Genomic DNA, 26797 nt, shown 5'->3' with positions numbered 1-26797 from the left:
TTAGAGTTCATTTTTTGCTGCTTCAACCGTTTTTTGAGCATTTCCTATAAAAATCTGATCATTTATTAGAATTACAGGTCGTTTCAAAAATGTATAGTGCTCCAGAAGTAGATTTTTATAATCCTCCTCCGTAAGCTTTTGAGTTTTTAAACCTCGCTTTTTATATAATTGCGCTCTTTTGCTAAAAAGAGCTTCATAGCTTTGAGAACGATCATACATTTCCTGAAGCTCATCTTGTGTCACTGGATTTTTTTTAATGTCTTGAAGCGTATAATCCGCAGGAGGATTTAATTCTTTAAGAATCCGTTTACAGGTGTCACAAGTAGAAAGATGGTATATTTTTTTCATGGATATTTTACTTAAATGCTAAAATCAACACAAAGGAAATTTATTTACCATTAAAACTTATATTTTTGGCTAAAAATTATGAATAATTAGAATTATGGACATCAAAGATCAGTTAGAAATCACCAGAGTGAATAGAAGAATATTAGAAAAAATTCTTGACGGACATTCATTAGCGCAACTCAATAAAGTTCCTAAAGGGTTTTCCAATAATCTGATCTGGAACATTGCCCATGTAATTGTTACTCAACAATTATTGGTTTATCGACTAAGTGGATTACCGCTATTAATAGATGAGGAAATGGCACGGCGGTATATGAAAGGTACAAAAGCAGAAGAGGATGTTACCCAGCAAGAAGTAGAGACAATTAAATCGTTACTTTTTAAAGTCATAGATAGAACTTCTGTGGATATTGATAATGCTATTTTTAAAGAATACAGAGCATATCCTACTAGTACAGGATTTGTTTTAAAATCCGTTCAAGACGCTATTATGTTTAATAATTTCCATGAAGGAATTCATTTAGGCTATATACTAGCATTAAAAAAGATCATCTAATAATTTATAAAATATCAACTACAAAGAATAGTGCCCCTTTTTCCTTCGGAATTTTTAGTTCCACAGGCCCTTCAGCAAATGAACTGATTTCATATTGATTGTAGAATAAAATAATATTCTGATCAGTAATTCCTATTGTTGACGGAAGTGCAAATTTATCTTCTTCAAAAGAAAATCCGGTACTATTAATTGTTTCAGTTTCGGGAATCCCTTGTGTTTTCTTAAATTCTTTTTCTGCAAATTCTACAAATGGATCATATGCTTTTAACAAAGAAGAAATTGGCATAGATTTTCCGGTTTTGGGATCAATTATACTAAAAATTTTGCTTTCACTACCGTGAGCACCTCCTGTAAAGATATAGGAATCGATCCCAATAGAAAGTATGTCTTTATTTTGAAAACTTAGGTTAGTATGAATACGTACTTCATAAGGAATTATCTCTTCTGGAAACTCCTCTTTCATTTCTTGATAAGACACATTAAATTGTCTGAGGGATTCTTCTAAAGTTAGAACAGACGTATCATCATCAATATTTAGCAAACTGCTAGCGGCTCTTTCTATTTCAAAATTCGCCTTTACAGCAATTTCAGTATCCTGTATGCATTGTAGTAGTATAATTTCAGTTACCACACAATCTGTGGTTTCACAATCAAAAAAATCATCAATAGCAATAGGTTTTTCTATAAATATCAGCGGTTCTGTCTTTGTACAACTATGCATAGAAAGTAAAACACCTGTTAGAAAAAGCAATTTCAAAACTACGGCCATTTTTGTGTTAATCATCTACTAAAGGTATTTAACGAAATATGATTAGAACGAATTAAATCATACATTTGTTTAGGTTAACTGGGTAAAAGAGCAAGGTAATTATTCTTTTTAAAGTAAACCTGAAAGATCATTCAAATATAAAAGCAAAACACGTGAAATTTAATACAAAAACAATACACGGAGGACAAAAACACGATCCTGCATACGGGGCAGTAATGCCTCCAATATACCAAACTTCAACATATGCACAAACAACACCAGGAGGCCATAAAGGATTCGAATACAGCAGAACACATAATCCAACCAGAAAAGCATTAGAGGATTCTTTTGCCAGTATAGAAAACGGAAAATTTGGTCTGGCATTTGGTTCTGGATTGGCTGCCATTGATGCAGTTATTAAATTATTAAAGCCTGGTGATGAAGTAATCTCTACTAATGATCTATATGGAGGAACATACCGATTGTTTACTAAAATATTCGAAGGTTTTGGCATCAAGTTTCATTTTATAGGCATGGAAAATGCTGACAAAGTTGAGGAGTTTGTAAATAAAAACACCAAACTGATCTGGGTAGAGACACCCACAAATCCTATGATGAATATAATTGATATCAAAGCAATTGCTTCTGTGTCAAAAAAACACAATCTACTCTTAGCAGTAGATAACACTTTTGCTACGCCATATCTGCAAAGACCCTTAGATTTAGGAGCGGATATTATTATGCACAGTGCCACAAAATATTTAGGAGGTCATAGTGATGTCGTTATGGGCGCTTTGATTGTGAAAGATGAAGAATTAGCAGAACGCCTATATTTTATTCAGAACGCTAGTGGAGCAGTTTGCGGTCCTCAAGATAGCTTTTTAGTACTGAGAGGAATTAAAACCTTACATATTCGTATGCAACGTCATTGTGAAAATGGTGAAGCTATTGCGAGGTATTTAAAAACGCATCCTAAAATCGAAAAAGTCTATTGGCCTGGTTTTGAAGATCACCCTAACCACAAAGTCGCTAAAGAACAAATGGACGGATATGGCGGTATGATCTCCTTTGTAACTAAGGGAAATAATTTTGAAGAAGCGATTAAAATAGTAGAAAATTTAAAAGTTTTCACATTAGCAGAATCCCTGGGAGGAGTAGAAAGTCTTGCAGGGCATCCTGCAAGCATGACGCACGCTTCTATACCTAAAGAAGAACGTGAAAAAACAGGAGTAGTAGACTCATTGATCCGATTAAGTGTCGGCATAGAAGATATTGATGATTTAATTTTTGATTTAAAACAGGCAATAGATTAAAATTTTACTAAATTTAAATTTTTTCACATCTATTTTTGACAATATCATATATTTGATACAATTTAAGCTATATTATATACGAATCCATTAATTAAATTAACATATGCAAGATAAAATTAATACATTCATGGACGAGGTGAGATCTCGTAATGGTCACGAACCTGAGTTTTTACAAGCTGTGCAGGAAGTTGCAGAGACTGTAATACCTTACATTGCATCTCAGGAAATTTATAATGGGAAAAATATTCTATTAAGAATGGTAGAGCCAGAGCGAGCAATCACATTTAGAGTACCATGGGTAGATGATGATGGAGAGATTCATGTAAATCGCGGATATCGCATACAGATGAATTCTGCTATTGGTCCTTATAAAGGAGGGCTTCGTTTTCATCCGACAGTAGATATGAGTATTTTAAAATTTTTAGCTTTTGAGCAGACTTTTAAGAATAGTTTGACTACGCTTCCTATGGGTGGTGGAAAAGGAGGAGCAGACTTTGATCCAAAAGGAAAATCTGATGATGAAATTATGAGATTTTGTCATAGTTTTATGAGTGAATTATTTAGACATATTGGTCCCAATACGGACATTCCTGCAGGAGATATTGGAGTTGGAGGACGTGAAATAGGATTTTTATTTGGAATGTACCGTAAGTTGCGTAATGAATTTACAGGCGTCTTAACTGGAAAAGGATTGACTTGGGGAGGTTCCTTAATTCGTCCTGAAGCTACTGGTTATGGAACTGTATATTTTGCAGAAAATATGATGAAAACCAAAAATGACTCTTTTGATGGTAAAACAGTTGTTATTTCTGGGTCAGGAAATGTAGCTCAATTTGCAGCAGAAAAAGCACTTCATCTGGGAGCAAAAGTAGTTACATTATCAGATTCATCTGGTTATATACTGGATGAAGATGGTATTGATGAGGAGAAGTTAGAATTCGTGATGACGCTAAAAAATGAAAAAAGAGGACGTATTAGCGAGTATATCGATACCTATAGCAATGCTAAATTTTTTGAAGGTGAAACACCTTGGGAAGTACCTTGTGATATCGCTTTACCTTGTGCGACCCAAAATGAGTTAAATGGCGAAGATGCTCAGAAATTATTGGAGAATGGATGTATCTGTGTAAGTGAAGGAGCAAATATGCCATCCATGCCAGAGGCCATTGCAGAATTTCATAAAGCTAAAATACTTTTTGCCCCTGGCAAAGCTTCTAATGCAGGAGGCGTTGCTACTTCTGGACTCGAAATGTCTCAAAACTCCTTAAGAATGAGCTGGTCATCTGAGGAGGTAGATAATAAACTGAAAGACATTATGAACGATATTCATGAAAAATGCTTAGAATATGGAGATGATGGTAATGGATTTACTGATTATGTCAAAGGAGCAAATATTGCAGGTTTTGTAAAAGTTGCTGATGCTATGCTCGCACAAGGTGTGGTTTAATTAATTTTGAATTTACAGTACAGAGCCGTTCTAACTATATTAGAGCGGCTTTTTCATTATTTAAAAACAATAATTACTTATTTTAGCGTGTTATCAAGCCGGACTTAAAGTCATTCAAGCCGTATGCAATATTTTAAAGTAATAGTTTTTATAATTTTTCCTATCATTCTTTCTGCTCAGGATTTTACCAATCAATGGACAGGGCATTTCTCTTATAATGAGATTAACGATTTATATGCCTCAGAAAATAAGGTGTATGCTGCATCAGAAAATGCAGTTTTTATATACGATTCTGATACTAAAACAACAGAACAATTCTCTACTATACAAGGATTGTCTGGAGAAACAATTTCTGCAATATATCACAGCACAGTATTCGACATCACAGTTATTGGATATGACAATGGATTGATAGAATTATTAATAGATGATCAGGTGAGAACATTTATTGACATTGTAGAAAAGGCAACTATACCTCCAATACAAAAAAGAATTAATCATTTTTATGAAAATCAGGACATTCTTTTTATTGCTACAGAATTTGGCATTGTAGAGTTTAATTTATCTAGAATTGAATTTGGCGATACATTTTTTGTTGGTCCTGGTGGTTCGCAAATCAATATAACCGGTATCACAATATCAAATGAATTAATATATGCGAGTACAATTGGTAATGGTATATTAAGCGCTAGTGAAAATAGTACTAATCTTGTAGATTTTAATCAATGGTCTACAGAAGTTATCGGAAATTTTAATGGTATTACCTCTTTTGGTGATCAAGTGTTAGTTTGGCAGGATAACACGACCATAAAAAGTCTGGAAAATAATACATTAACCACCGTGATTACAGCACCGTCAGCAATTCAGGATATGCAGGCAACATCAGAAAGTTTACTCATCACTACGGCAGATAGGGCTATACATTATGATTCCAATCTACAAGAAACCAACGCAGTACAAAGTACGGATGCAAACAGTTTTAACCTCAATACATCAACATTATTAGGCGAAACTATTTATCTGGGAACTGAGAATAACGGGCTTCTTGAGGTAGCTAACACACTAACTCCTGTTACAATATCTCCAGAAGGTCCTCTACTTAATACAATATTTGGATTAGAAGCGTTCAATGATAATTTATGGGTTGTTTTTGGGGAGTACGATATCAACTATAATCCTTTTCCTCTTCAACAACAGGGTATTAGTAAACTTACAGCTAATGGATGGACGAATATTTCCAAAGATGATGTACTCGGAGTTACTTCATTAACACATATAACGATTAACCCAGCGAATGAAGAACAGGTTTTTATTAGTAGCTATCAAGATGGTTTATTAGAAATAAATGATAATCTAGTCACTAATTTATATAACACAAATAATAGCGGATTTGAAACATTAGTATCAGAGCAAGACGTTATAAGATTGAATGGTTCTACTTTTGATAATAATGGAAATTTGTGGATCAATAATTCCAGAGTAGATAATGGATTAAAAAGATTCTCACCAGAATCCGGTGAAGTTCTTAGCGTGGATACTTCTTCGCTAATTAGAGGCCTTAATTTAGGGTTTTCTGATACGGTAATTGATGCTAACGGCAATGTATTCTTTGGAGGGTATTCTACGGGTGTTATAGGCTATAATTCCCAAACTGAAGAATTAATACAATTGTATGGAGAAGCAGAAAGGTCAAACCTACCTGACGATTATGTTCTTGCCCTAGAAGTAGATTTAAATAATCAACTTTGGATAGGTACTTTTCAGGGGTTAAGAGTCGTTTTCAATCCAACCACCTTATTTCAGGGCGGAACTCCCCAAACTAATCAAATTATTATTCTGGATGATGAGGGTGTACCACAAGAATTACTTTTTAACGAAACAATTACGGATATAGAGGCTGATGGATCTAATAATAAATGGGTTGCAACTGCTTCTTCCGGAGTCTTTTATTTTTCTTCTGACGGACAGGAGACTTTAGCTCATTTTACTCAGGATAATTCTCCACTACCTACTAATAATATCCGGGATATCTCTGTAGATGACTCCACGGGTTCTGTCTATTTTGGAACAGATAAAGGTTTACTAGAATATAAAGGTACAGCAACGGGACCAGAAAACAACCTCAATAATGTTGTGGCTTTTCCTAATCCTGTCAGACCAGGATTTAGTGGTGATGTTACAATTAGAGGCCTCACCAGTAGAGCGAATGTAAAAATTACTGACATAGAAGGTAATCTGGTATATGAAGAAATAAGTGAAGGAGGAAGTATTCAGTGGGATACTACAGCTTTTGGAAGACATCGTGTAGCATCAGGTGTGTATCTTATATTAGTAACAGCAGAGGATCAAGCAGAAACTACAGTTTCTAAGTTATTGATTGTACGCTGATGATCATTAATACTGCTGCCATAGTAATTCATTCTATTCGATATGGGGATAGTGATCTTATTGTTTCTTTATTTACAAAATCAAGCGGTCTTAAGTCCTATTTATTAAAAGGAATTTTAAAATCTAAAAAAGGAAAAATCAGATCTTCTTTATTTCAACCTTTAACCTTGTTAGAAATTGAAGCAAATCATAGAAATAATGATACATTAGAAAGGCTACGAGAAGCTAAAATCTTACTTCCATATGCAACCTTACAAACTGATGTTGTTAAAAGTTCTTTGGTTTTTTTCATTTCTGAAATACTAAAAAATTCAATTAAAGAAGAAGAAGCCAACGAAAGCTTATTTGAATATGTAACTACCGCATTACTATGGTTAGATACCAATGAGAATATTAGTAATTTCCACATTTCATTTTTGATTAAACTGACTCAGTATTTGGGTTTCTATCCTGATCTTTCAAAAATATCCTGTAGATATTTTAATCTACAGGAAGGCTGTTTTCAATCTAATAACTCTAACTTGTATTGCATTGAAGGAGAAAACATTACCTTGTTAAAAGGGTTTTTAGGCACGACATTTGAGGCAAGTATGGATATCCGAACTACGAGGAATGTAAGAAATAGTATTTTGACCATATTGTTAGTATATTTTGAATTACATTTGCACGGTTTTAAGAAACCGAAATCGCTTTCGGTTTTAACTGAAATTTTTGACTAAGTAATGCGTATATTTATTATAGTTATTATACTTGCTCTATCTTTTATGACTGATAGTAGTGCACAAAAGGCAACTGTACTCAGCAGGTCTAATAATCAACCCGTTCCCAGTGTTACGATTTATAACAAATCGAAAACTAAAATCACAGAAACCGATTTTGATGGTCAGGTAGATATTTCCATGTTTTCAGACACTGAGAAACTTTTTTTTGCACATATTTCTCATATAACCACCAGTTATACAAAATCTCAGATTGCAAAAACGGAAAGTATAGTTTACTTAGAAATTGATAAAAATCAACTTTCTGAGGTGATCATTTCCGTTTCAAAATGGAAACAGGATAAAAAAGACGTTACTCAGAAAATAGTAAGCCTATCTGCAAGTGAAATTGCTTTAAGTACTCCACAAACATCGGCAGATTTATTACAAAGTAGTGGTCAGGTATTTATACAAAAAAGTCAACTTGGAGGAGGAAGCCCTATGATTAGAGGTTTTTCTACAAACAGATTATTACTTACTGTAGATGGAGTAAGAATGAATACTGCCATTTTTAGAGGAGGTAATGTACAAAATGTAATTTCTGTAGATCCGTTTGCAGTTGATAGAACTGAAGTTATTTTGGGTCCCGGATCTGTAGTGTACGGTAGCGATGCTATCGGAGGTGTTATAAATTTTTATACAGCACAACCAAAATTTGCAATTAATGGTAAAAACAGACTCAGCGGAAACGCTGTGGCAAGATACGCTAGTGCAAGTAATGAAAAAACCAGACATATTGATCTTAACGTTGGATTTGAAAAATGGGCCTTTCTCACGAGTATAAGCTATACAGATTTTGATCATCTTACTATGGGGAGTCATGGTTCTGATGATTATTTACGATCAGAATATGTAGAAACCATCAATGGAGTTGATACTGTAATACAAAATAATGATCCCGAAACCCAGTTGTATACAGGATACGATCAAATAAATTTTTTACAGAAAGTTTATTTTTTACCTAATGAAAACTGGGAATTTAGTGGTGGGTTTATGTATACCGCTACCTCAGATTATGCACGCTATGACCGATTGATTCGCACTAATGATGATGGTAGCCTACGATCAGCTGAATGGTATTATGGACCACAAAAATGGTTAATGGGAAATGCACGGGTAGTTCATAAGTCCAGAAGTATATTATATAATCGATTGCAGATTACCGCAGCGTATCAGCATTTTGAAGAAAGTAGAAATGATCGTGATTTTGGAGATACTATTTTATCCAGAACACGGGAAAATGTAGATGCATATTCCGCAAATTTTGATTTTGAGAAAACATTTGATAAAAAAACTTCTCTATATTATGGTTTAGAGTATATTTTAAATCAAGTTCATTCTGAAGGCTCAAATTTTAATATGATAACAAATGAAGCTGTTGCTGCTCCTTCCAGATATCCGGATGGTTCTACCTGGCAATCTATTGCGGCATATGCCAGCATAAAAAGTAAGTTTAGTAAACAACTAAGGTTTCAGGGAGGATTACGTTATAATAGAATTATATTATACTCACAATTTGATGATGATTTCTTTGATTTTCCTTTTACAGAAGCAAACTTAGATACTGAGGCACTTACCGGAACTGCTGGTTTTAGCTGGTTACCAAATGACTTATTGCATTGGAAACTTAATTTTTCAACAGCATTCAGAGCACCTAATATTGATGATGTTGGAAAAATTTTTGAATCCGAACCGGGGTCTGTTGTAGTTCCTAACCCTGATTTAGACCCAGAATACGCATATAATGCAGAGATTGGGCTTACTGCAAAGGTGCACACAAAATTTACTGTAGATATGGCTCTATTCTTCACAAAACTTGATAACGCATTGGTGCGCAGAGATTTTGAACTTAATGGAGAAACTGAAATCCTGTTTGGTGGTGAATTAAGTAATGTTCAAGCAATTCAAAATGCTGCAAATGCTGATGTCTATGGATTTGAAGCAGGAATTAGTTATGACTTCGCTAATAACTTTAACTTTTCTTCTCAATATACATTTACTGGCGGAGAAGAAGAACTTGATGACGGCTCTGTTTCACCTTCCAGACACGTTGCTCCTCAGTTTGGCAATGCACACCTTTCCTATACGGCTGATAAATGGTTAATAGACACTTTTGCGGCATTTAATGGTGAATTTAATTTTAATGATTTGGCCTCTTCAGAACAAAGTAAAGAGTATATCTATGCAAAAGACGAGAATGGTGATCCATATTCACCCGCTTGGTATACACTAAATGTAAGATCTCAATACCGGTTTAATAAATACATACAAGCAACCGTTACTATAGAAAATCTTACAGACCAGCGATATAGGCCTTATTCCTCTGGAATATCAGCTGCAGGTAGAAATTTCATTGCTTCTTTAAAGTATTCCTTTTAAGTAAAAATATCGTCTATTGGTCATAAATTACTAGTGAAATTATTTATCTTCTTTCAAAAGTTTCATCAAATTTGAGTCAAATCCTTGCTTGATACTCGTAATTTCTTTCACATTTTCATTAGGAATTGCTATTGACAATACATAATGTTTGATTTTCCATCCAGCTATTGTCTTTTCTAATACACCGCTACCCCGACAAATTCCCATCTGTGTTTTTAATAATTCATCAAACCAAGCAAAATTACTTTCAGGTTGTGTAAATATATTTCTGTCTAGAGTACTAAAACTCCATGCCTTTCCACGATCAAAATAAGGCTTAGCAAATGCTTTAAAAGACTTCAGAGACCAATTTTCTGTAGGATCAGTGCCTATAAAAACAGCATCAGCCGTCATCAAATTAAAATAAGCTTCAAAATTAGCATCAGCTGCAGCTTTATGCCATTGTTCTACGGTAGTTGTAATCTCGGAATCACTTTGAACTGCTGCTGTCTTTATTTGAGAAATACCTATTGTATATATCAGTAAAAAGGTTAGAAAGATATAATTTCTTGTCATAATCTTATACATATTATTTCTTAGGATCATCAATGATAGAATCTCTAAAAAGTGATTTTTCTTTAAGAAGTTCTTTCTCGATATTATCTGGTATCGCAAGGGATAATTCATTCAATTGAATTACAAGACTATTATAAGCAGCTACTAATTGTGTATTGGCTTTCAACAATTTTTTTGACTCAGGATGCTCTTTTCCAGAAAGCTCCAGTAATAGTCCAGCCTCTGTAAGTAATACCGATATTCTTGATTTAATTGTATTTACTTTCCATTCTTTTGATAAGTTCTCATTAAAATTTTGAATTAGAATATTCATACTATCTGCATACTTTTTAATATAAAAACTATTAGAAGATTGCATAGATTGCATTAAATTTTTTAAATGCTGGAAATCTTCTATTTTCTCCACACTTTCTTTAGCTTCAGGAGAAAGTTTTAATAATTTTACTTTAATTTTCTCCTTTGACAAACTGTCTAATTCAACCGTTGTTTGCTCCTCTGCAGATACAGTACCAGTATCTTTTTTACATCCAAAGAAAATTAAAGATAGTACAAAGCAAATATAAATTATTGATCTCATCTTAGTTGTTTAAGTAACAGACCAAAAATAAGGAATATCGCTACAACTAAAAATTATAAGTTCTCAGCTTATCTAAAAATACTATATCAAAAACTAAAAATTTAGTTTTAAAATTATTTTTGTATGAAACTATTAACAAAAGTAGAAGCTACCTTTTACTAACCCCTTTGCTAAGCTTCATATTACAGCTTACTAAAATAAAAATCATGAATAAATTAACCTATATAATATATTTATAAAAATATAATGAACGCGACAACAATTAAATATTGAAAGTGATCATTAATGTTCTACTAATTAATGATTGTAAATTACTCATTTACCGAATCATGAATGAATACCTCACAAAATAAGTCTATAAGTCAGTGTTCCATCATCATTAACATTACTAGCGTATATTAGAAAGTCTCCCTTTTATTTAAGAAGTAACAAAAACTCTTAAATAAACGTTAACAAAATACTTTCTTTTCCAAATTAAGTCCGTATATTTGTTTCATCATAATGGATAACCATTCATTTCACACATCATCCAATTTAGTTACGATCTAACTAAAAACTCACACAAATTTTATTTTAAATATATATATGAATACAGAATTTATTTCTTGTATCGATTTAAGATGTAGTTTATAAATCGTTCAATTACAAAAACAATTGATATTCATACGATAAGGCATACTTGCTAATGTAAAATGCGTTTTACATTACACTGTAATTATCAGTATAGTACTGGGTAAATTTATTTGTTGGGGGACAGTAAATTTGCACCTGTTGGGGAACAAGGTATTATATCCTGTAATTACTAAATTCCCTCTCCAATATTGTGAGAGGGATTTTTTTTCAACATTCCTGATAGAAAACAATTCTTAAACAGCGTTAAATTTCTAATTTACTATGTAGAATAGGCTAACTTTGATCGTTGTACATTTAATCATTCTAATTTTATTAATAAACTCTAAAAATTGGTTTGTTTCTTGTGCTATTCTCATCAAATCTAAAACTCAACAAAATGGCTATTTTGCTTTTTATGGTTATTCTATGGTATACGGGCTTATTTTTTCAAAGCTTTTTTCTTCATCGTTATGCTGCACATCAAACCTTTACCATGTCTAATTTTACTGAAAAGGTCTGTTTTTTTCTTACATGGGTATTTCAGGGTTCTAATTATCTAAGTGCTTATGGATATGGTGTAATGCATCGAATGCATCATGCATATGTAGACACAGAAAAAGATCCACATTCTCCTAAATATGATAGCAATCTCTTCTCTATGATGTGGCGTACTAAATCGATCTATCAGGATATTAATAATAACAGAATCGAACTAGATACAAAATTTACCAAAAACACCCCGCAGTGGGCAAAATTTGACAACTTTGCAAGTTCTACGACTTCCAGAGTTATCTGGGGCTTATTATATACGCTGTTTTTCTATTTTTTTGCAACTGCCTGGTGGCAGTGGCTATTTCTGCCAGTGGCTTTCTTAATGGCACCAATTCATGGAGTGATTATCAATTGGTTTGGTCATATAGTAGGCTACACTAATTTTCAGGTAAATAACACCTCAAAGAATTTATTACCCTTTGATTTTTTGATGATGGGAGAAGGCTATCATAATAATCACCATAAATATAGCCACAGAGCAAATTTTGGGGGAATACGATGGTATGAGATCGACCCTACTTTTTACATTATGATTTTTCTTAATAGCATTGGAATTATTCAGCTTAAAAAGAGAGCAATCGCTATTAAATCATAGTGGTTTTCTTTTTGTAAAGTATTAAATAAAATATTGAACCGGATTATTATTCAACCAGATAGGTGTATTTAGATTTCAATATAAGTTGATAGGTATAATTATCAAAAAAATAGAATACTATTTATGAATAATAAAGAGGAGAATTCTATTGTACAGAGACACGTTACCGACCTAAAACTCCTGGCTGCTCTAGTATTGGAAGGTTCTGAAAAGCTTCCTCATTTATCGTATTTTTTTCAAAAATATATTTTTTATCAAATAGCTTATCTTCCATAAAGAATGTAACAGAAAACTCATTGTTCATCGCTAATAACTCTTCCTGAATCATTTCAATTTTTGCAGATGACTTAGCCTCTATAGTCCCAATACCATGTCTTAATAAAGAAGTTTTTCTTTTTTCATCATAACCTTTAGTTACCACTAGTACCATTTCTATAGCAATATCCTGATCGTTGATAATATAAGAATTCCAGTTTTTAGCCAAAAAATCATCATCCCATTCTTTAATAATAGCAATATAGACGTCTTTCACAACTGGTATTTCGATATCTTTTTTCATATCATATACTTGGAATAGTAACTGAATTTGTAGGGCTTATTGCTAAAAAAACAAAAGACTCACTGCAACTTATAAAGCTGATTTAAATTGCTCAAGGAAACGAACATCATTTTCGCTCAGCATACGAATATCTGAGATACCATATAAAAGTAATGCAATACGATCAATTCCCATTCCGAATGCAAATCCGCTATACTCGTCAGGATCAATATTACAATTCTTTAATACATTAGGATCTACCATACCACAACCCATAATCTCCAGCCATCCTGTTCCTTTGGTCATTTTATAATCCGTTTCTGTCTCTAATCCCCAATATACATCTACTTCTGCACTAGGTTCTGTAAAAGGAAAATAAGATGGTCTTAACCTAATTCTGGATTTACCAAACATCTCTGTGGTAAAATATTGTAAAGTTTGTTTTAAATCTGCAAACGATACATCCTTGTCAATATATAACCCTTCTACCTGATGAAAAAAGCAATGAGATCTGGCAGAGATAGCTTCATTACGAAAAACTCTCCCTGGAGAAATCGTTCTGATAGGTGGTTGATTGTTTTCCATATATCGCACTTGTACTGATGAAGTATGAGTACGCAATAAGATATCTGGATCCGTTTGTATAAAAAATGTATCCTGCATATCACGAGCTGGATGATACTCTGGCAGGTTTAATGCGGTAAAATTATGCCAGTCATCCTCTATTTCCGGTCCTTCACTTACATTAAAACCAATACGGGAAAATATATCTATAATTTGATTTTTTACTAACGATATTGGATGTCTTGACCCTAAAGTTATCGGCTCTGATGGACGTGTCAAATCACCATACGTTCCTTTATCTTCTTCTTGGGATTCTAGTTCTTCTTTTAAAGCTCTAACCTTTTCTTCTGCAGCATTTTTAAGCGCATTTACAGTCTGACCGAACTCTTTTTTTTGTTCTGCAGCTACATTCTTAAATTCAGAAAAAAAATCGTTAATCAATCCCTTTTTACCAGAGAACCTGATTCTAAAAGACTCAACTTCTTCTTTCGTTTTGGCTTTGAATTCTTCAACTTCGGCAATATATTCTTTAATCTTATCGATCATGACCTTGTTCTTAAATAATGCAACAAATTTAGCGGTTTTTGTTACTTTGTCAACACAAAAAATAAAAAAGTGCATTACAAAAGCTACAAAATCACATATTACCTACAGGATGTAGGAAGTTTTCTCGTTTTACTCTATTTTTTTTCTAGACTATATACTTACTACTTACAAAATAATCTACAATAGCACCCTTCATCAGTATGGACTGTTCACCTGCTTTTAAATTCGGTAATTCTTCTTTAATTTTATAATGAGGCCAACCTTGCTCATCAAAATAATCAAATTCGTAATATCCATAAGGTTCCAGCAATCTACATATAGCAATATGCATTAGATCTAACTTCTCATCTTTTTTAAAGGTTCGGTGAATCTGACCTAATTCCTGAACTCCAATAAGGTAAATAATACCGTCCAGATCCAGAGTATCTCCATCTGCAAACTGATGTGACAATTTAAACACTAAATCTTCCCATCTTTCTTTTAACTGTTCATCTCTAGCCATAATTCTTCTTATTCTGCAAAAATACGATTTGATACGGTTTTATGCTTTAATTATCTAAAACCTTTATTTCAATTATTCTTCAATAATCTCATTATCCAGTTCGTTCCCCTTCTCATCATAATACTTCCAAATCCCTGTTCTGGTATCCTGATTATACATCCCTTTTGTAGCTAGTAGTCCATTAGCGTGATATTTTTCATAAACACCGTGCCATAGTCCCGATTGGTAGCTATAAGATTCTTTTAGTTTATTATTTTCATAATATTCTTTCCATGTTCCTGATGGTACATCTTGTTCATACTGCCCCGTAACTGCCACCAATCCATTAGTGTAATATTCTGTAGTCAATCCATGTTTCTGTCCTTGGTTATTATACAAAATACTTATTTTGGGATTGCCTCCTGCATAATAATAAACAGACTCTCCTATTTTGTTCCCTTTTTCAAATGTTTCTATTGTATGTACCGTGCCTCCGGCATGATATGTTTTCCAAACTCCAGTCTCTTTATCATCCTTATACTGTCCTTCTTTATCTAATTGCCTGATTCTAAGATCATATCCTCTTAACCAACCATTTTTCTTTCCATTCTGATAAACTATAGAATCTACTCTCGTTCCTAGTTCATCATAAAAAGCCCAAACTCCTACTCTCTTCGTATCTTTAAGTGTCCCAATAGCTTTTACATCTCCAGTTTCATAATACTCTACCTTGAGTTCTTCTTTATTATGAACACACCCGAAAAAAATAATCCCTAAGAGTAAAACACTAATTTTTAAACCATTTTTCATCTTACCAAAATACTCTAATCTTTATTAAAATTATAACGATACATTACATTTAAGTTATGTTCTTTTTTTGCGAATAGCTTGTTCTTTATCCTATCTTCATTTTTTGATTTAAAACATTATATTAGTCCCATTAAAAATTATGCATGAATTATATTGACATTATCTTAGGCGTTTTGCTTCTTTGGGGAGTAATCAGAGGATATAGTAAAGGGCTGTTTGTTTCTCTGGCCTCCTTAGTCGCCTTAATTGCAGGAATTTATATTGCAGTTCATTTTTCTGATGTTGCTGGAGCATATTTAGCACAATATGTGGATTGGCAGGATGGAGCAATGAAACTTGCGGCATTTGCAATTACATTTATTACCATTGTTATATTGGTTTCTCTAGCAGGAAAACTATTAACCAAAATTGCTGATTTTGCTCATCTTGGAATTCTCAACAAATTACTAGGAGCTACTTTTGGTGCTTTAAAGTTTGCTTTTATCGCAAGTGTCGTCATTGTGTTTTTAGATGCCGGAAACAGATCTCTTAATGTTATTCCTCAGGAAACACTAAGTTCTTCTATCTTATATACTCCTGTGCGAAAATTTGCCCCCATGGTATTACCTAATATATTGGATTCAGAAAAGGAAGAGGAGACCATCTGATAAACTTATAATATTATTGGTTTAGAAAATCTGCCTTATGTATTATTATATAAGGCATAAGTCTATCTTTTATCTAGTAATTTTTTATGATTTATAATTTCTTTGATATGGAGTAAACAATTGGAAAAATTCTTAAAAATATGATTTTCGGGAATTAAATCAGGGATGATATCAATCCTTTCCATCATATAGCGAGGTTGTTTTAACACATTTACAAAAACTACTTCTATATTTTTATCTTGTAATTTCTGTAACATATCTTCCATAGCATATAATCCTGATTGATCCATATATGACATTTTTTCAAGTCTAAGAATTACGACAGATGCATTATCAGGTATCTGTAGAGTTAATTGCTGAAAATCACTTGTAGAACCAAAAAACAAGGGTCCTTTTAAGTGCTTTATAAAAACTTTTTCTTTTAGATCTTCAGGGAAATTAATTTCATCTTTCCATTCTTCTTCCTTCAAAGGTTTTACATCAGATCGCTCTGCGGTAATCTCTCCAATTTTTTTCATGAACGTAAGGGAAGCTATCACCAACCCTATACCTACAGCATATACAAGGTTCCAGAAAGTAGACAATACTAAAACAATTAACATAATCAATACCTCTGAACTTATACGAACAGGCCCCAATTTAATATCTCTTGGCAGGCTAGGGATTGCTTTTAGTCCTTTATAATCCATTACACCGATACCCACTGTAATCAAAATTCCTGCAAGTACTGCAGCAGGAATTTTAGATGCCACAGGACCTAACCCAAGCATAACTACCAGTAATATAATCCCTGCTATCATCCCAGATAATTTAGTTTTTCCACCCGAATTGATATTCACAACAGTTCTGATAGTGGCTCCAGCTCCCGGAATACCACCAAAAATCGCAGCCACACTGTTTCCTATACCTTGTCCTACTAATTCTCTATTAGGCTTATGTTTTGTCTTAGTCATATTATCAGCAATGACACTTGTTAACAGAGAATCTATCGCTCCTAACAATGCTAAGGTTAATGCCGTAAAAATATAAGGAGTAATATTATCTAAGCTAAATTTTGTGAAAATTTCAAGATTAGGAGTAGGAATTGTTACTGGAATTTCCTCTATAGACCGATAGGGCATATTGAACCCATAAGCGATACCAGACATGACTATTAATGCTACTAATGTACTAGGGATCGCCATAGTAATTCGTTTAAAGCCATAAATAATGAAAATTGTTCCTAACGCTAGCAATAACTCTATCCAACTAATATTTTTGATCGCTCTTGAAATTACTTTTAAAGCTCCTAAAGCTCCCGAAGCTTCTTTTGCAGCAAGAGTTTGAGATTCTTTTAGTATAACGGCCTCTGTAATTTCATCAGCTTTGCTAATAGTTCCTTCCAAATTTTCTAAAACCAGCATTCCCTCTCCAACTTCATCTTTTAAGATATTCTCTAAGAGTACTTCTTTCGCTTCAGATTTAAAATTGTTTACATAGTCAAGATCTTCTTTTGGATAATATCCTAGTGAAGGTAGTATTTGTGTTAATAAAATAATCACACCAATAGCAGTCATAAAACCAGATATTACAGGATATGGAATGTATCTGATATATCTACCCGTGCCTAATAATCCAAGTCCGATTTGCATTAATCCTGCCAGTAAAAATACGGTTAAAATTGCCGGAAGTGCACTCCCTAAATCACCATCATTTGCTGCAACAATACCAGCGATAACAACCATACTAACTGCAGTCATGGGTGCAGTAGGCCCTGAAATTTGTGTATTTGTACCTCCAAAAAGTGCTGCAAAAAAACTAATGAAAATAGCACCATATAACCCCGCGCTCGGTCCCATACCAGAGGACACACCAAATGCTAAAGCTAAAGGTAATGCTACTATGCCTGATGTCAATCCTCCAAATGCATCTCCTTTAAGATTTCTAAAAAATCCTTTCATAATCATTATTTTTTGTATAAATGATAATTTACTACCCAACTATAATTAATTTAAAAATAAAAAGTAAGGTTAAAATCGACCTTACTTTTTATTTTTAAACTTCTGTTTTTATATTTTTTTTAATCAAAAAATCGAACGCTACCATCGTTAATATCATACATACCTCCAATAATTTGTATTTCTTCCTTCGATTCCATTTCTCGTAAAACTTCACTATCTTTTCTTATATTTTCGATAGTTAGTTCTACATTTTTTATAGCAACCTCATTAACAAAATCTATATTTTTAGAATTTCTAAGAGAAATGTCTGATGGCTCAGTCACTTGTAATACTGCTGGTTTTATTTTGCTCAGCAGAGCAGTTAAGTTGCCCATTTTAGCATCATCACAGGCACCTTTTACAGCACCACAACTGGTGTGACCTAGCACTAATACCAGTTTTGTACCTGCTAATTTGCAAGCAAACTCCATACTACCAAGAATATCTTCGTTAACAAAATTACCTGCAACTCTCGCACTAAAAATATCTCCTATTCCCTGATCAAAAATAAGTTCAGAAGATACCCGCGAATCAATACAACTTAGTACTGTTGCAAACGGAAATTGTCCACTTTTTGTGTCATTTACTTGATCTAGTAAATCTCTATCAGCCATTCTCTTTTGCTGAAATCTTGTATTACCCTCTTTAAGAAGATTCAATGCAGACTGAGGTGTAATTTCTGCCTGTTTTTCTTTGGTAAATGCTTTCATAGCTATAATTATACTGTTTTTGGTCTTAATTGAAAAAACTGAATAAAACTATCAGGGTTTTCAATAGTTCCACGTTCTGATAATAACTGAATATTTATATTTCTTGTTTTAGCTTTTTGTGAAAAATCTTCTAAAATCTCTATGATGTCATTATCTAAATATCTTGTTTTACTAACGTCTAAGATAAGAAAAGAATCTTTTTCAATACCATCCAACTCTTTTAAAATTGCACCCTTGTTAAAAAAAGTTACTTCTTCTGCAAGAGTCATTTTGATTTTGCCATCAATATTATCTCCTCCTTCTTTATGCAAGAAATGGGAATTTTGATAGCTTTTATAAAGTATGACAAAAATACCTACTGCTAAACCTAGACCGATACCCACTAATAAATTAGAAAATACAATTCCTATAACAGTAACAATAAATGGTACGAATTGTTTCCAACCAAGTTTAAATATATTCATAAAAGTCGAAGGCTTCGCTAACTTAAACCCTACAATAAATAATATAGCAGCTAATACCGATAAAGGTATCTGTTTAAGCAAACCAGGAATAATGATAATAGAAATTAGTATAAGAAAACCGTGAATAATGGCAGACAATTTACTTTTACCACCAGATTCAATATTAGCAGAACTTCTTACGATTACTTGTGTTATAGGTAAGCCACCTATTAAACCAGATACAATGTTTCCAACTCCTTGTGCTACTAATTCTCTATTGGTAGGTGTCACATTTTTATCAGGATCTAATTTATCAGTAGCCTCAACACATAACAAGGTTTCTAAACTTGCTACAATTGCAATAGTAAACGCAACAATCCATACAGTTTCATTACCAATCTCACTGAAGTCTGGACTTGTAAATAAATTTAAAAAGGAATCAAAACTATTGGCTTCAGGTATTTTAACTAATTCATAAGAGTTTAGCGCTAATTGGGCATTTCCTGAGGTCATTATATAGTATAAAATTCCAACTACTACGACAACTAATGGACCTTGAATTAATTTAAAAATTTTTCCTTTTTTACTAAGAATTTGCTGCCAAAGTATTAATATAAAAAGGCCTACTAATCCAATAATGACTGAACTTAAGTTTGTTTTGTCAAATGTTTGAAAAAATTCTAAAAAGCCAACATCTTTAGCGTATTCATGACCAAAAAAGTAAGGTATTTGCTTTTTTATGATTACAATTCCGATACCAGTTAACATACCTTTGATAACCGATGATGGAAAATAATACCCAATAACACCAGCTTTTAAAATTCCTAAAATCACCTGAAAAATACCAGCAAGTACTACTGCAACTAAAAAAATCTCTAAACTTCCAAGGTCTTCAATAGCGGTAAAAACGATAGCCGCTAAACCAGCAGCCGGACCACTAACCCCTATTTTAGATCCACTAATTGCTCCTACTATTATTCCTCCAACTATTCCGGCTATTAGACCAGAAAACAAAGGTGCTCCACTCGCCAATGCAATACCTAAACATAAAGGTAGTGCAACAAAAAACACCACAATACTAGCAGGGAAATCGTTTTTTAAATTTTTAAAAACACTCATAATTTAATATTAAATTTAATACCAACTTTGGTATACTCTTTTATTTAAACAAAACCGTGATATTTTGGTATTTCACAAAAAACGGGTAGTAACGAATAAAAAATTATGATTTCTTTGGTGGAGGTGTATGTTGCTCAAGATGAACATTGTGAGCATTCAAATGAAAATTTGGATAAGAAATTTGCTTTTCTGCTAATAGTATTTTTAGCGAATTTTCATAATGCTGAGAAATTTTTTCTTTTTCTATTAAATCCTCTTTTTCGGATCCTTGACTATCTTTAGATTCTGATTTTTCTTCAGTATCATCCAAGATAAGAGATATTTTATGAAAATTTTCTGTATAGAAATTAAATAAATTCAAACTGCACTGAGTAAGGCTTAGAACAAAACCTAATCCAACTAATAATTTTGCCATTTGAATTTTAACTGCCACTCTATTTATTAAATAGTAAAAATAATAGTAATACTTTCAAAAAGTGTTAAAGTAATTATAAATTACTATTGTTGGAAGCATCATTACAAATGTAAATGTATAAAATATTTTTACTTGCGGTAAGTCTTTCAACTAAAATTTTTCTTGCAATTTATGTATTATAGTTCCTTAAGTTCTGTTGCAGGGATCCAACCAATTTTTCCATCGGCCAGTCTGATTTTTCTCCATTCATTAATAGTTTCAGTAATACGCACTTTAGTCCCTTCATGAAGCTCAAAAATCACTTCACTTTTCAAATTAGGTTCACTTTTTACCGTAGTTTCCTGAGCAAAAATAATAGCATATTGATTCTCTTGAATACGATTATATTGTCTAAAAGCAAATAAGACTGCTATTATACCAATACCTAATCCTATCCAAGAACACATAAAAAATAGTCTCTTCTTTGTAGAAGTAAGTGCATAATAATACAATACAAATAGTACAACAAATGCACAAACGCCAATGATAGAAATCCAACCCCAAGCATTAAAACTAAACATTGAGGCAAATCCATTGATCGTTCTTGTTAAAAATCCTTCTGGGATTATATCAATAGCATCAATAGTAGATTTTCTGGCAAAAGCCAGGTTGCTTTTAATGTCCTCATCATCCGGAGCTAATTTTAATCCTTTTTCATAGTAATAAATACTCGAAGCAATATTATTTACTTTATAATTAGCATTTCCTAAATTATAGTATAATTCAGCGGATTCCTGACCACTTTTAATTATGGATTCATATGCCTCAATCGCCTCCTGATACTTCTCTTGTGTATATAAATCGTTAGCTTTCTGGAACATGCTCTGCTCTTGTGCTAGTGTTAAACTACTTATTGCAAAAACAATAATAATAATAATTAAATTCTTCATTATTTTGTCTTTTATAATTGTTTATCCATAGATGAAATCACTCTCGATGCTTTGTCATAATCTTGCTGCATAGCACTGCTTGATGAAGGAGTATATCTTGCAAATTCACAACTTTCTAGTAGTGCTATAAACTCTATAGATACTGTATCATCTACATCTCGCTCTTTAAGTAAACGCTGAATACGATCTTTACTCATATCACTGGTTTGTATGTGTAATTTTGCCTTTAGATAATTATGAAGTGCCCGCTCCATAGCAATATAAAATTCTATTTGATTGCCTAAATTCTTTTTAGCCTCAGAAAGATATTTACGCGCAAGTTTATCGGCCTTACGGATTCTATTCCCACTAATGTCACTTAATCGTTCCTCTCGCTTTTTACCAAAAAATATAAACAATGGAATTGCCAGTAATGGAGTCAGTAACGTAACCCAATATGCGGTTGATTTGAAGAAGGAGGTACCTCCAATAGATTGAAGATTAGTATTTAATTTAATGAATCTAAATTGATTTCCTATCTGAGTTACTGCTTGCTTATTCACTTCTGAAGTGGTAACAGTATTGTTGATGCTTGACGCATCAGGCCCCTTATTTACATTAATTACAATCTCCTGAGATGTTATCGTTTTATAGGCTTCACTTTTTAAATCAAAATAAGAAAATGATACCGGTGGAATAGAAAATTCTCCTTTATATTGAGGTATTAGGGTATATGCATCAGAAATATTTCCTGACATTCCACCCTGACTTGGTCTTAACTGTTCCTTATGTTCAGGTTCATATTCTTCTAGCCCATTAGGCACACTTAATCTAGGTAAATCAAACAATGTAACATTTCCAGTTCCTGACACCAATACTTTAGCCTCCATAGATTCTGTAGCTGCTAATTCTTTTTTATTAGTAGTAATCTGAAAATCAAAAGAACCAACTGCTCCTGAGAAATCGGCGGGTCTGTTCTTTAGAGGCAACGGTTTTACATTGATAGTTCTAATTCCTGCCGCAATGGTTTTATCAACACTTTCCATGACACGCGTACTTCCAAAAACACCCCTTCTTATAGTTGGAACAACTACACCAACTGATACTGTGAGAGGCTCAATCTCTACTTTTCCTGTTTTTTGTGGATATAAAATTTTCTTATCGTATATGATATAATTATAAGGCTGTCCATTATATTCTCCTTGTTCGAATCTGGTTGCGTTAGGAACTTTTACTGTGTGACTCCAAAAATTACTATAATCCGGGGTGTCCATAATACTAACACCAGTTATACGATTTACAGCTGGACTCACATAGAGTTTATACACCACTGTAACCCCCTCATTAAGATAGGGATTCAATTTAGAAACCTCTGCCACAAGATGAATATCATCACTGGCAACATAACTATCACTGTTTCTGTTTTTTTCTGGTTGTACTGCAGATGTTACTTCTACATTTACAGGAAGCGTTTTGTATGTCTCTCCATCAATTTCTATAGTTGCTTGCCCAATTCTAAATTTTCCTCTTTTTGTTGGTTTAAGATAAAAAGTAATCGTTTTAGCGTACGACTTTTTTCCGTATAGATTATACTTATTGATTGATTGCGAAGGTTGTCTATAAATAGTAAACCCTTTAAAATCAGGAGGATTAAAATTATCTCCATCTGCATTCATCACAAAATCTACACGTAAATCTTCATTAACACCTAGTCTTGTTTTACTAACCTTTGCATCAAAACTGACTTGAGCGAAGCTTAGTTGCGCTATCGCAAAAAATAGTGTTAGAAAAATTAATTTTAATTTCATTTTTTATTTCTTAAAACGAATCAGTCTATATAAAACTGATTTTACCTTTTTATTATTCATTTTTCACCAAAATAGAATATACTATACCTATCTAGCATTATTTAACAAACCTCATTTATATTCTATTTAAGGTTCTACCTTAATGATTACACTATCCGAAGCTATTATTTTCTCTATCGTAATCATTATGCTATTTCCGAATATATCTTTTTTATTTGTTGAGGCTTTAGCTGAAGCTAGTACCTCCATTGGTTCAATCACTAACTCACCTGATTTCTCGGGGGTTAATTCTTTTTTATATAAAATAACAAAATCACACAAATCTTCCTTAAAAGTATCTGATTGTATTTTATACTCTTCAATATCTATTTCCTTAGCTTTAAATCCATTATATTCTGGAATCTCTACTGAAGAAAATGAATGTAAACCTATGTGTTTTGATGTATTATATAGTTTGTAAGCTATTGTTATTAATTCATTTAGTTTAGGTTCATAATTTGAAACTTCAGTAACTAAGTGTAGATTTTCACAAACTTCTTTGTCTGTAATATTTCCATTAATAGGGTTATCCACAGCAGCGATGACATCTACTACGACAGGCGCTGTTCTATAAACAGAATCTCTAATTCTAACCTTTGCACTCTCTATAACAAATTTACCTTGTCGTATAGGCATAAGTGAATAACTATACTTTCTTTTATAAGATTTTTTTTCTTTTACCCAAGAAATAGTCGTAGATCGGTTAGGACCATTAATAATTTTAAAATTTTTAAAATCAGGTGATACAAAATCCTTTGCTTGCTCATTATTAGTTATAAAATCGACTTGTAACTTTTCATTTACTCCTAAAACGATTCTATCCACCTTAGCTTCAAAAATGGTCTGAGCAATACCCAAATGAGTAATACATAAGAATAATATTAGAAAAGTTAATTTAAATTTCATCTTTTACCAATCTTTTTCTGCCTTCTTTTTTACTCCTTTTACTTTTTTGGCATTCATTTTATCCTGTACTTTTTTCTCCTGATTACTCATGGCCTCCAGCAGGTTTTTTACTTGCTGAGGTGATAACTTTCCTTCCATTTGTTGCGGCTGACCTTCTGGTTTTCCTTCAGTCTTATCACCATCTTTCTCGTTATTTTTATCCTCTTCTTTATCATCTTTGTCTCCCTCACCATCCTTTTTATCCTTGCTATCGTCTCCCTCTTTTTTATCTTTATCCTTTTCTCCTTCGCCATCCTTCTTATCTTTATCATCCTCTCCTTCTTTTTTATCTTTATCCTTTTCTCCTTCGTCTCCTTCTTTTTTATCTTCGTTTTCCCCTTCCTTATCCTTATTATCCTCGTTTTGATCCTTATTGTCTTTATCGTCTTTGTTTTGATCCTGTTGTTGTTTTTCCTCCTCTAACATTTTTTTTGCTAATGCCAGGTTGTAACGTGTTTCATTATCTTTAGGATTATTACGCAACGCATTCTTATAAGCTTCTACCGCTTCCTGATACTTTTTTTGTTCCATAAAAGTATTCCCTTGATTATGAAATGCTTTATGCTTTTCCGACTTAGAAGTTGCTATTTTTACAGCTTCTGTATATCGTTGTGTTGCTTCATCATATTTTTCTGTATTATAATATGCATTAGCCAGATTATACTTAGCAGATACATCTATCGGGTTTTTAGCTATTGCCTTTCTATATTCACCTTCAGCCTTTGGAAAATTACCATCTTTTACTAATAATTCGTTTCCGTCCGCAACCAATTGATTTGCGGTGGCAATGATCTCTTTTCTATCCTCTTCCTGTGAAAAAACAATGCCAAATTGCAAGCATATAATGATAATTAATACTTTTTTCATTTCGTTTTCTACTTACATTATAAAATCCACTTTACACCTTCTCTATGTACTAAACAAATTTAATTTTTTAAGCCAAGATGTCTTTCTTTCTAAGAAGAAAACATCAAGAAATAGGAAAAATAATCCTGCTCCTAAGAACCACTGAAACCGATCTTTAAAATCGGCGTATTGCTTAGCCTCAAACTCAGTTTTATTCATATCTCCTATGAGTTTCTTTACATTCGTTACGACTGCCTTTGTATCTCTACCATCAATGTATATGCCATTTGCTTCATTTGCAATTTCCTGCAAAATTGTCGTATTTAGTTTAGTGATTACCGTCTCTCCTTTATTATTTTTTTTATAGCTTTCTACAATACCATTCTTTTTAAGAGGTATAGGACCACCTTTTGAGGTACCAACACCTATTGTAAATATTTTAATTCCTTCTTCTGCGGCGGCAGCCGCTATGGACACAGCATCTCCTTCATGATCCTCTCCATCACTTATGATAAACAACACACGATTGGTTTGATCCTGATCGTTATAATATGTCTTTGCTAACTCTATGGCTTCATTAATTGCAGTACCTTGAGAAGAAAGCATATCCGTATTCATAGATTGCAAAAACATCTTAGCAGATGCAAAATCCGTGGTAATAGGTAACTGCGGAAATGCACTGGCAGCATATGCAATAATACCAATACGATCACTGGTGAGATTATTGACAATTTGTGTCACTAATTGCTTTGATTTCTCAATTCGACTAGGAGCAATATCTTCTGCCAACATACTTTTAGATACATCAATCGCGAATACAACGTCAACTCCTTCTCGTTTAATTTTTTCTAATTTAGTTCCCATTTTAGGATTCACCAGAGCAATACTAAAACAAGCTAAAGCCAGGCTTAACATTATTATCTTTAGAAAAGATTTCTGAATAGATTGATCCGGAGTCAATTTTCTTAGCAATTCTTTATCTGCAAATCTCTTCTGGATTGCTTTCTTCCATAAGATTACAGCAAAAAATAAGACTATCACTATTGGTATTACCAATAATAACCAAAAATATATTTTCTCTTCTAATATGTACATTTTTCAATTCTCAGTTTACAATTTCCAATCTCACAGTGATACACTACAATCCTAAAATCACTTTTATTATACCCAT

Annotated in this window: 25 protein-coding genes; 8 read left to right on the top strand and 17 right to left on the bottom strand. The window is 32.8% G+C overall.

Going from position 1 to position 26797, the window contains the following annotated elements; all coding sequences use genetic code 11:
* A complete protein-coding gene (locus ABD816_RS03990; RefSeq protein WP_344924966.1) occupies positions 1-348 on the bottom strand; it encodes an arsenate reductase family protein in 348 nt (115 codons plus the stop codon).
* 94 nt (positions 349-442) lie between these two features.
* Here ABD816_RS03990 and ABD816_RS03985 point away from each other — a divergent pair, with 94 nt between their 5' ends.
* Complete coding sequence (locus tag ABD816_RS03985; protein WP_344924965.1) at positions 443-904, top strand: DinB family protein; 462 nt, start codon at positions 443-445, stop codon at positions 902-904.
* A 4-nt stretch (positions 905-908) separates the two neighbouring features.
* On the opposite strand, the gene ABD816_RS03980 is transcribed toward ABD816_RS03985, so the two are convergent.
* Positions 909-1688: a DUF3298 and DUF4163 domain-containing protein gene (locus tag ABD816_RS03980; protein WP_344924963.1), complete on the bottom strand. Its 780-nt coding sequence runs from the start codon at positions 1686-1688 to the stop codon at positions 909-911.
* Between the two features lie 122 nt (positions 1689-1810).
* Here ABD816_RS03980 and ABD816_RS03975 point away from each other — a divergent pair, with 122 nt between their 5' ends.
* From ABD816_RS03975 to ABD816_RS03955, 5 genes are all read left to right on the top strand, one after another.
* Positions 1811-2965, top strand: coding sequence for a cystathionine gamma-synthase (locus ABD816_RS03975; RefSeq protein WP_425549106.1), 1155 nt, complete (start codon positions 1811-1813; stop codon positions 2963-2965).
* Positions 2966-3068: 103 nt separating this feature from the next.
* Entirely contained in the window at positions 3069-4412 is a 1344-nt protein-coding gene (gene gdhA / locus ABD816_RS03970) for an NADP-specific glutamate dehydrogenase (RefSeq protein WP_344924962.1), read from the top strand.
* Positions 4413-4535: 123 nt separating this feature from the next.
* Positions 4536-6800, top strand: coding sequence for a type IX secretion system anionic LPS delivery protein PorZ (gene porZ / locus ABD816_RS03965; RefSeq protein ID WP_344924961.1), 2265 nt, complete (start codon positions 4536-4538; stop codon positions 6798-6800).
* Positions 6800-7519 (top strand): DNA repair protein RecO, encoded by a 720-nt coding sequence (gene recO, locus ABD816_RS03960; RefSeq protein ID WP_344924960.1) that lies wholly within the window; start codon positions 6800-6802, stop codon positions 7517-7519. The genes porZ and recO overlap by 1 nt, the downstream gene beginning before the upstream one ends.
* 3 nt (positions 7520-7522) lie before the next feature.
* Positions 7523-9937, top strand: a complete 2415-nt coding sequence (locus ABD816_RS03955; protein ID WP_344924958.1) for a TonB-dependent receptor plug domain-containing protein — start codon at positions 7523-7525, stop codon at positions 9935-9937.
* A 39-nt stretch (positions 9938-9976) separates the two neighbouring features.
* Here ABD816_RS03955 and ABD816_RS03950 read toward each other — a convergent pair whose 3' ends face one another.
* Entirely contained in the window at positions 9977-10492 is a 516-nt protein-coding gene (locus tag ABD816_RS03950) for a nuclear transport factor 2 family protein (protein WP_344924956.1), read from the bottom strand.
* Positions 10493-10505: 13 nt separating this feature from the next.
* Positions 10506-11069 carry a hypothetical protein gene (locus ABD816_RS03945; RefSeq protein WP_344924955.1) on the bottom strand — a complete coding sequence of 188 codons (564 nt, stop codon included), beginning with the start codon at positions 11067-11069 and terminating at the stop codon, positions 10506-10508.
* A 1009-nt stretch (positions 11070-12078) separates the two neighbouring features.
* On the opposite strand from ABD816_RS03945, the gene ABD816_RS03940 reads away from it, so the two are divergent.
* The gene (locus ABD816_RS03940) at positions 12079-12828 is read left to right on the top strand and encodes an acyl-CoA desaturase (RefSeq protein ID WP_344924954.1); all 750 of its coding nucleotides are present in this window, start codon (positions 12079-12081) and stop codon (positions 12826-12828) included.
* A 163-nt stretch (positions 12829-12991) separates the two neighbouring features.
* On the opposite strand, the gene ABD816_RS03935 is transcribed toward ABD816_RS03940, so the two are convergent.
* The 4 genes from ABD816_RS03935 to ABD816_RS03920 form a co-directional block, all read right to left on the bottom strand.
* On the bottom strand, positions 12992-13387 hold the full coding sequence (locus ABD816_RS03935) for a hypothetical protein (protein ID WP_344924953.1): 396 nt from the start codon (positions 13385-13387) through the stop codon (positions 12992-12994).
* A 69-nt stretch (positions 13388-13456) separates the two neighbouring features.
* Positions 13457-14476 carry a phenylalanine--tRNA ligase subunit alpha gene (gene pheS, locus ABD816_RS03930; RefSeq protein ID WP_344924952.1) on the bottom strand — a complete coding sequence of 340 codons (1020 nt, stop codon included), beginning with the start codon at positions 14474-14476 and terminating at the stop codon, positions 13457-13459.
* Positions 14477-14621: 145 nt separating this feature from the next.
* Positions 14622-14978, bottom strand: coding sequence for a hypothetical protein (locus ABD816_RS03925; protein WP_344924950.1), 357 nt, complete (start codon positions 14976-14978; stop codon positions 14622-14624).
* Between the two features lie 72 nt (positions 14979-15050).
* A complete protein-coding gene (locus ABD816_RS03920) occupies positions 15051-15767 on the bottom strand; it encodes a toxin-antitoxin system YwqK family antitoxin (protein WP_344924948.1) in 717 nt (238 codons plus the stop codon).
* A 143-nt stretch (positions 15768-15910) separates the two neighbouring features.
* Here ABD816_RS03920 and ABD816_RS03915 point away from each other — a divergent pair, with 143 nt between their 5' ends.
* Positions 15911-16414 carry a CvpA family protein gene (locus ABD816_RS03915; protein ID WP_344924946.1) on the top strand — a complete coding sequence of 168 codons (504 nt, stop codon included), beginning with the start codon at positions 15911-15913 and terminating at the stop codon, positions 16412-16414.
* Positions 16415-16476: 62 nt separating this feature from the next.
* Here the strand turns inward: ABD816_RS03915 and ABD816_RS03910 are convergent, their stop codons facing one another.
* The 9 genes from ABD816_RS03910 to ABD816_RS03870 all read right to left on the bottom strand — a co-directional run bounded on the left by ABD816_RS03910 (position 16477) and on the right by ABD816_RS03870 (position 26721).
* Entirely contained in the window at positions 16477-18354 is a 1878-nt protein-coding gene (locus ABD816_RS03910; protein ID WP_344924944.1) for a SulP family inorganic anion transporter, read from the bottom strand.
* A 119-nt stretch (positions 18355-18473) separates the two neighbouring features.
* On the bottom strand, positions 18474-19103 hold the full coding sequence (locus ABD816_RS03905) for a carbonic anhydrase family protein (RefSeq protein ID WP_344924943.1): 630 nt from the start codon (positions 19101-19103) through the stop codon (positions 18474-18476).
* A gap of 8 nt (positions 19104-19111) precedes the next feature.
* Positions 19112-20665 (bottom strand): SulP family inorganic anion transporter, encoded by a 1554-nt coding sequence (locus tag ABD816_RS03900; protein ID WP_344924941.1) that lies wholly within the window; start codon positions 20663-20665, stop codon positions 19112-19114.
* Positions 20666-20768: 103 nt separating this feature from the next.
* The gene (locus tag ABD816_RS03895) at positions 20769-21080 is read right to left on the bottom strand and encodes a hypothetical protein (protein ID WP_344924939.1); all 312 of its coding nucleotides are present in this window, start codon (positions 21078-21080) and stop codon (positions 20769-20771) included.
* Positions 21081-21256: 176 nt separating this feature from the next.
* A complete protein-coding gene (locus ABD816_RS03890) occupies positions 21257-22009 on the bottom strand; it encodes a tetratricopeptide repeat protein (RefSeq protein ID WP_344924937.1) in 753 nt (250 codons plus the stop codon).
* Positions 22010-22020: 11 nt separating this feature from the next.
* Positions 22021-23796 (bottom strand): BatD family protein, encoded by a 1776-nt coding sequence (locus ABD816_RS03885; protein ID WP_344924935.1) that lies wholly within the window; start codon positions 23794-23796, stop codon positions 22021-22023.
* A 126-nt stretch (positions 23797-23922) separates the two neighbouring features.
* On the bottom strand, positions 23923-24741 hold the full coding sequence (locus tag ABD816_RS03880) for a BatD family protein (protein ID WP_344924933.1): 819 nt from the start codon (positions 24739-24741) through the stop codon (positions 23923-23925).
* A 3-nt stretch (positions 24742-24744) separates the two neighbouring features.
* Entirely contained in the window at positions 24745-25647 is a 903-nt protein-coding gene (locus tag ABD816_RS03875) for a tetratricopeptide repeat protein (RefSeq protein WP_344924932.1), read from the bottom strand.
* A gap of 42 nt (positions 25648-25689) precedes the next feature.
* Positions 25690-26721: a vWA domain-containing protein gene (locus ABD816_RS03870; protein ID WP_344924931.1), complete on the bottom strand. Its 1032-nt coding sequence runs from the start codon at positions 26719-26721 to the stop codon at positions 25690-25692.
* Positions 26722-26797: the final 76 nt, after the last annotated feature.

This window comes from Aquimarina addita, from assembly GCF_039539305.1.
Classification (GTDB): Bacteria; Bacteroidota; Bacteroidia; order Flavobacteriales; family Flavobacteriaceae; genus Aquimarina; species Aquimarina addita.
Note: the sequence above shows the minus strand (reverse complement) of the source record. Positions and strands in the feature narration are given on the sequence as shown.

What these genes read in the sequence shown, in the direction of transcription:
- ABD816_RS03990 (WP_344924966.1), bottom strand. Translation starts at nt 348, where the DNA reads ATGAAAAAAATATACCATCTTTCTACTTGTGACACCTGTAAACGGATT.
- ABD816_RS03985 (WP_344924965.1), top strand. Translation starts at nt 443, where the DNA reads ATGGACATCAAAGATCAGTTAGAAATCACCAGAGTGAATAGAAGAATA.
- ABD816_RS03980 (WP_344924963.1), bottom strand. Translation starts at nt 1,688, where the DNA reads ATGATTAACACAAAAATGGCCGTAGTTTTGAAATTGCTTTTTCTAACA.
- gdhA (WP_344924962.1), top strand. Translation starts at nt 3,069, where the DNA reads ATGCAAGATAAAATTAATACATTCATGGACGAGGTGAGATCTCGTAAT.
- porZ (WP_344924961.1), top strand. Translation starts at nt 4,536, where the DNA reads ATGCAATATTTTAAAGTAATAGTTTTTATAATTTTTCCTATCATTCTT.
- recO (WP_344924960.1), top strand. Translation starts at nt 6,800, where the DNA reads ATGATCATTAATACTGCTGCCATAGTAATTCATTCTATTCGATATGGG.
- ABD816_RS03955 (WP_344924958.1), top strand. Translation starts at nt 7,523, where the DNA reads ATGCGTATATTTATTATAGTTATTATACTTGCTCTATCTTTTATGACT.
- ABD816_RS03950 (WP_344924956.1), bottom strand. Translation starts at nt 10,492, where the DNA reads ATGACAAGAAATTATATCTTTCTAACCTTTTTACTGATATATACAATA.
- ABD816_RS03945 (WP_344924955.1), bottom strand. Translation starts at nt 11,069, where the DNA reads ATGAGATCAATAATTTATATTTGCTTTGTACTATCTTTAATTTTCTTT.
- ABD816_RS03940 (WP_344924954.1), top strand. Translation starts at nt 12,079, where the DNA reads ATGGCTATTTTGCTTTTTATGGTTATTCTATGGTATACGGGCTTATTT.
- ABD816_RS03935 (WP_344924953.1), bottom strand. Translation starts at nt 13,387, where the DNA reads ATGAAAAAAGATATCGAAATACCAGTTGTGAAAGACGTCTATATTGCT.
- pheS (WP_344924952.1), bottom strand. Translation starts at nt 14,476, where the DNA reads ATGATCGATAAGATTAAAGAATATATTGCCGAAGTTGAAGAATTCAAA.
- ABD816_RS03925 (WP_344924950.1), bottom strand. Translation starts at nt 14,978, where the DNA reads ATGGCTAGAGATGAACAGTTAAAAGAAAGATGGGAAGATTTAGTGTTT.
- ABD816_RS03920 (WP_344924948.1), bottom strand. Translation starts at nt 15,767, where the DNA reads ATGAAAAATGGTTTAAAAATTAGTGTTTTACTCTTAGGGATTATTTTT.
- ABD816_RS03915 (WP_344924946.1), top strand. Translation starts at nt 15,911, where the DNA reads ATGAATTATATTGACATTATCTTAGGCGTTTTGCTTCTTTGGGGAGTA.
- ABD816_RS03910 (WP_344924944.1), bottom strand. Translation starts at nt 18,354, where the DNA reads ATGAAAGGATTTTTTAGAAATCTTAAAGGAGATGCATTTGGAGGATTG.
- ABD816_RS03905 (WP_344924943.1), bottom strand. Translation starts at nt 19,103, where the DNA reads ATGAAAGCATTTACCAAAGAAAAACAGGCAGAAATTACACCTCAGTCT.
- ABD816_RS03900 (WP_344924941.1), bottom strand. Translation starts at nt 20,665, where the DNA reads ATGAGTGTTTTTAAAAATTTAAAAAACGATTTCCCTGCTAGTATTGTG.
- ABD816_RS03895 (WP_344924939.1), bottom strand. Translation starts at nt 21,080, where the DNA reads ATGGCAAAATTATTAGTTGGATTAGGTTTTGTTCTAAGCCTTACTCAG.
- ABD816_RS03890 (WP_344924937.1), bottom strand. Translation starts at nt 22,009, where the DNA reads ATGAAGAATTTAATTATTATTATTATTGTTTTTGCAATAAGTAGTTTA.
- ABD816_RS03885 (WP_344924935.1), bottom strand. Translation starts at nt 23,796, where the DNA reads ATGAAATTAAAATTAATTTTTCTAACACTATTTTTTGCGATAGCGCAA.
- ABD816_RS03880 (WP_344924933.1), bottom strand. Translation starts at nt 24,741, where the DNA reads ATGAAATTTAAATTAACTTTTCTAATATTATTCTTATGTATTACTCAT.
- ABD816_RS03875 (WP_344924932.1), bottom strand. Translation starts at nt 25,647, where the DNA reads ATGAAAAAAGTATTAATTATCATTATATGCTTGCAATTTGGCATTGTT.
- ABD816_RS03870 (WP_344924931.1), bottom strand. Translation starts at nt 26,721, where the DNA reads ATGTACATATTAGAAGAGAAAATATATTTTTGGTTATTATTGGTAATA.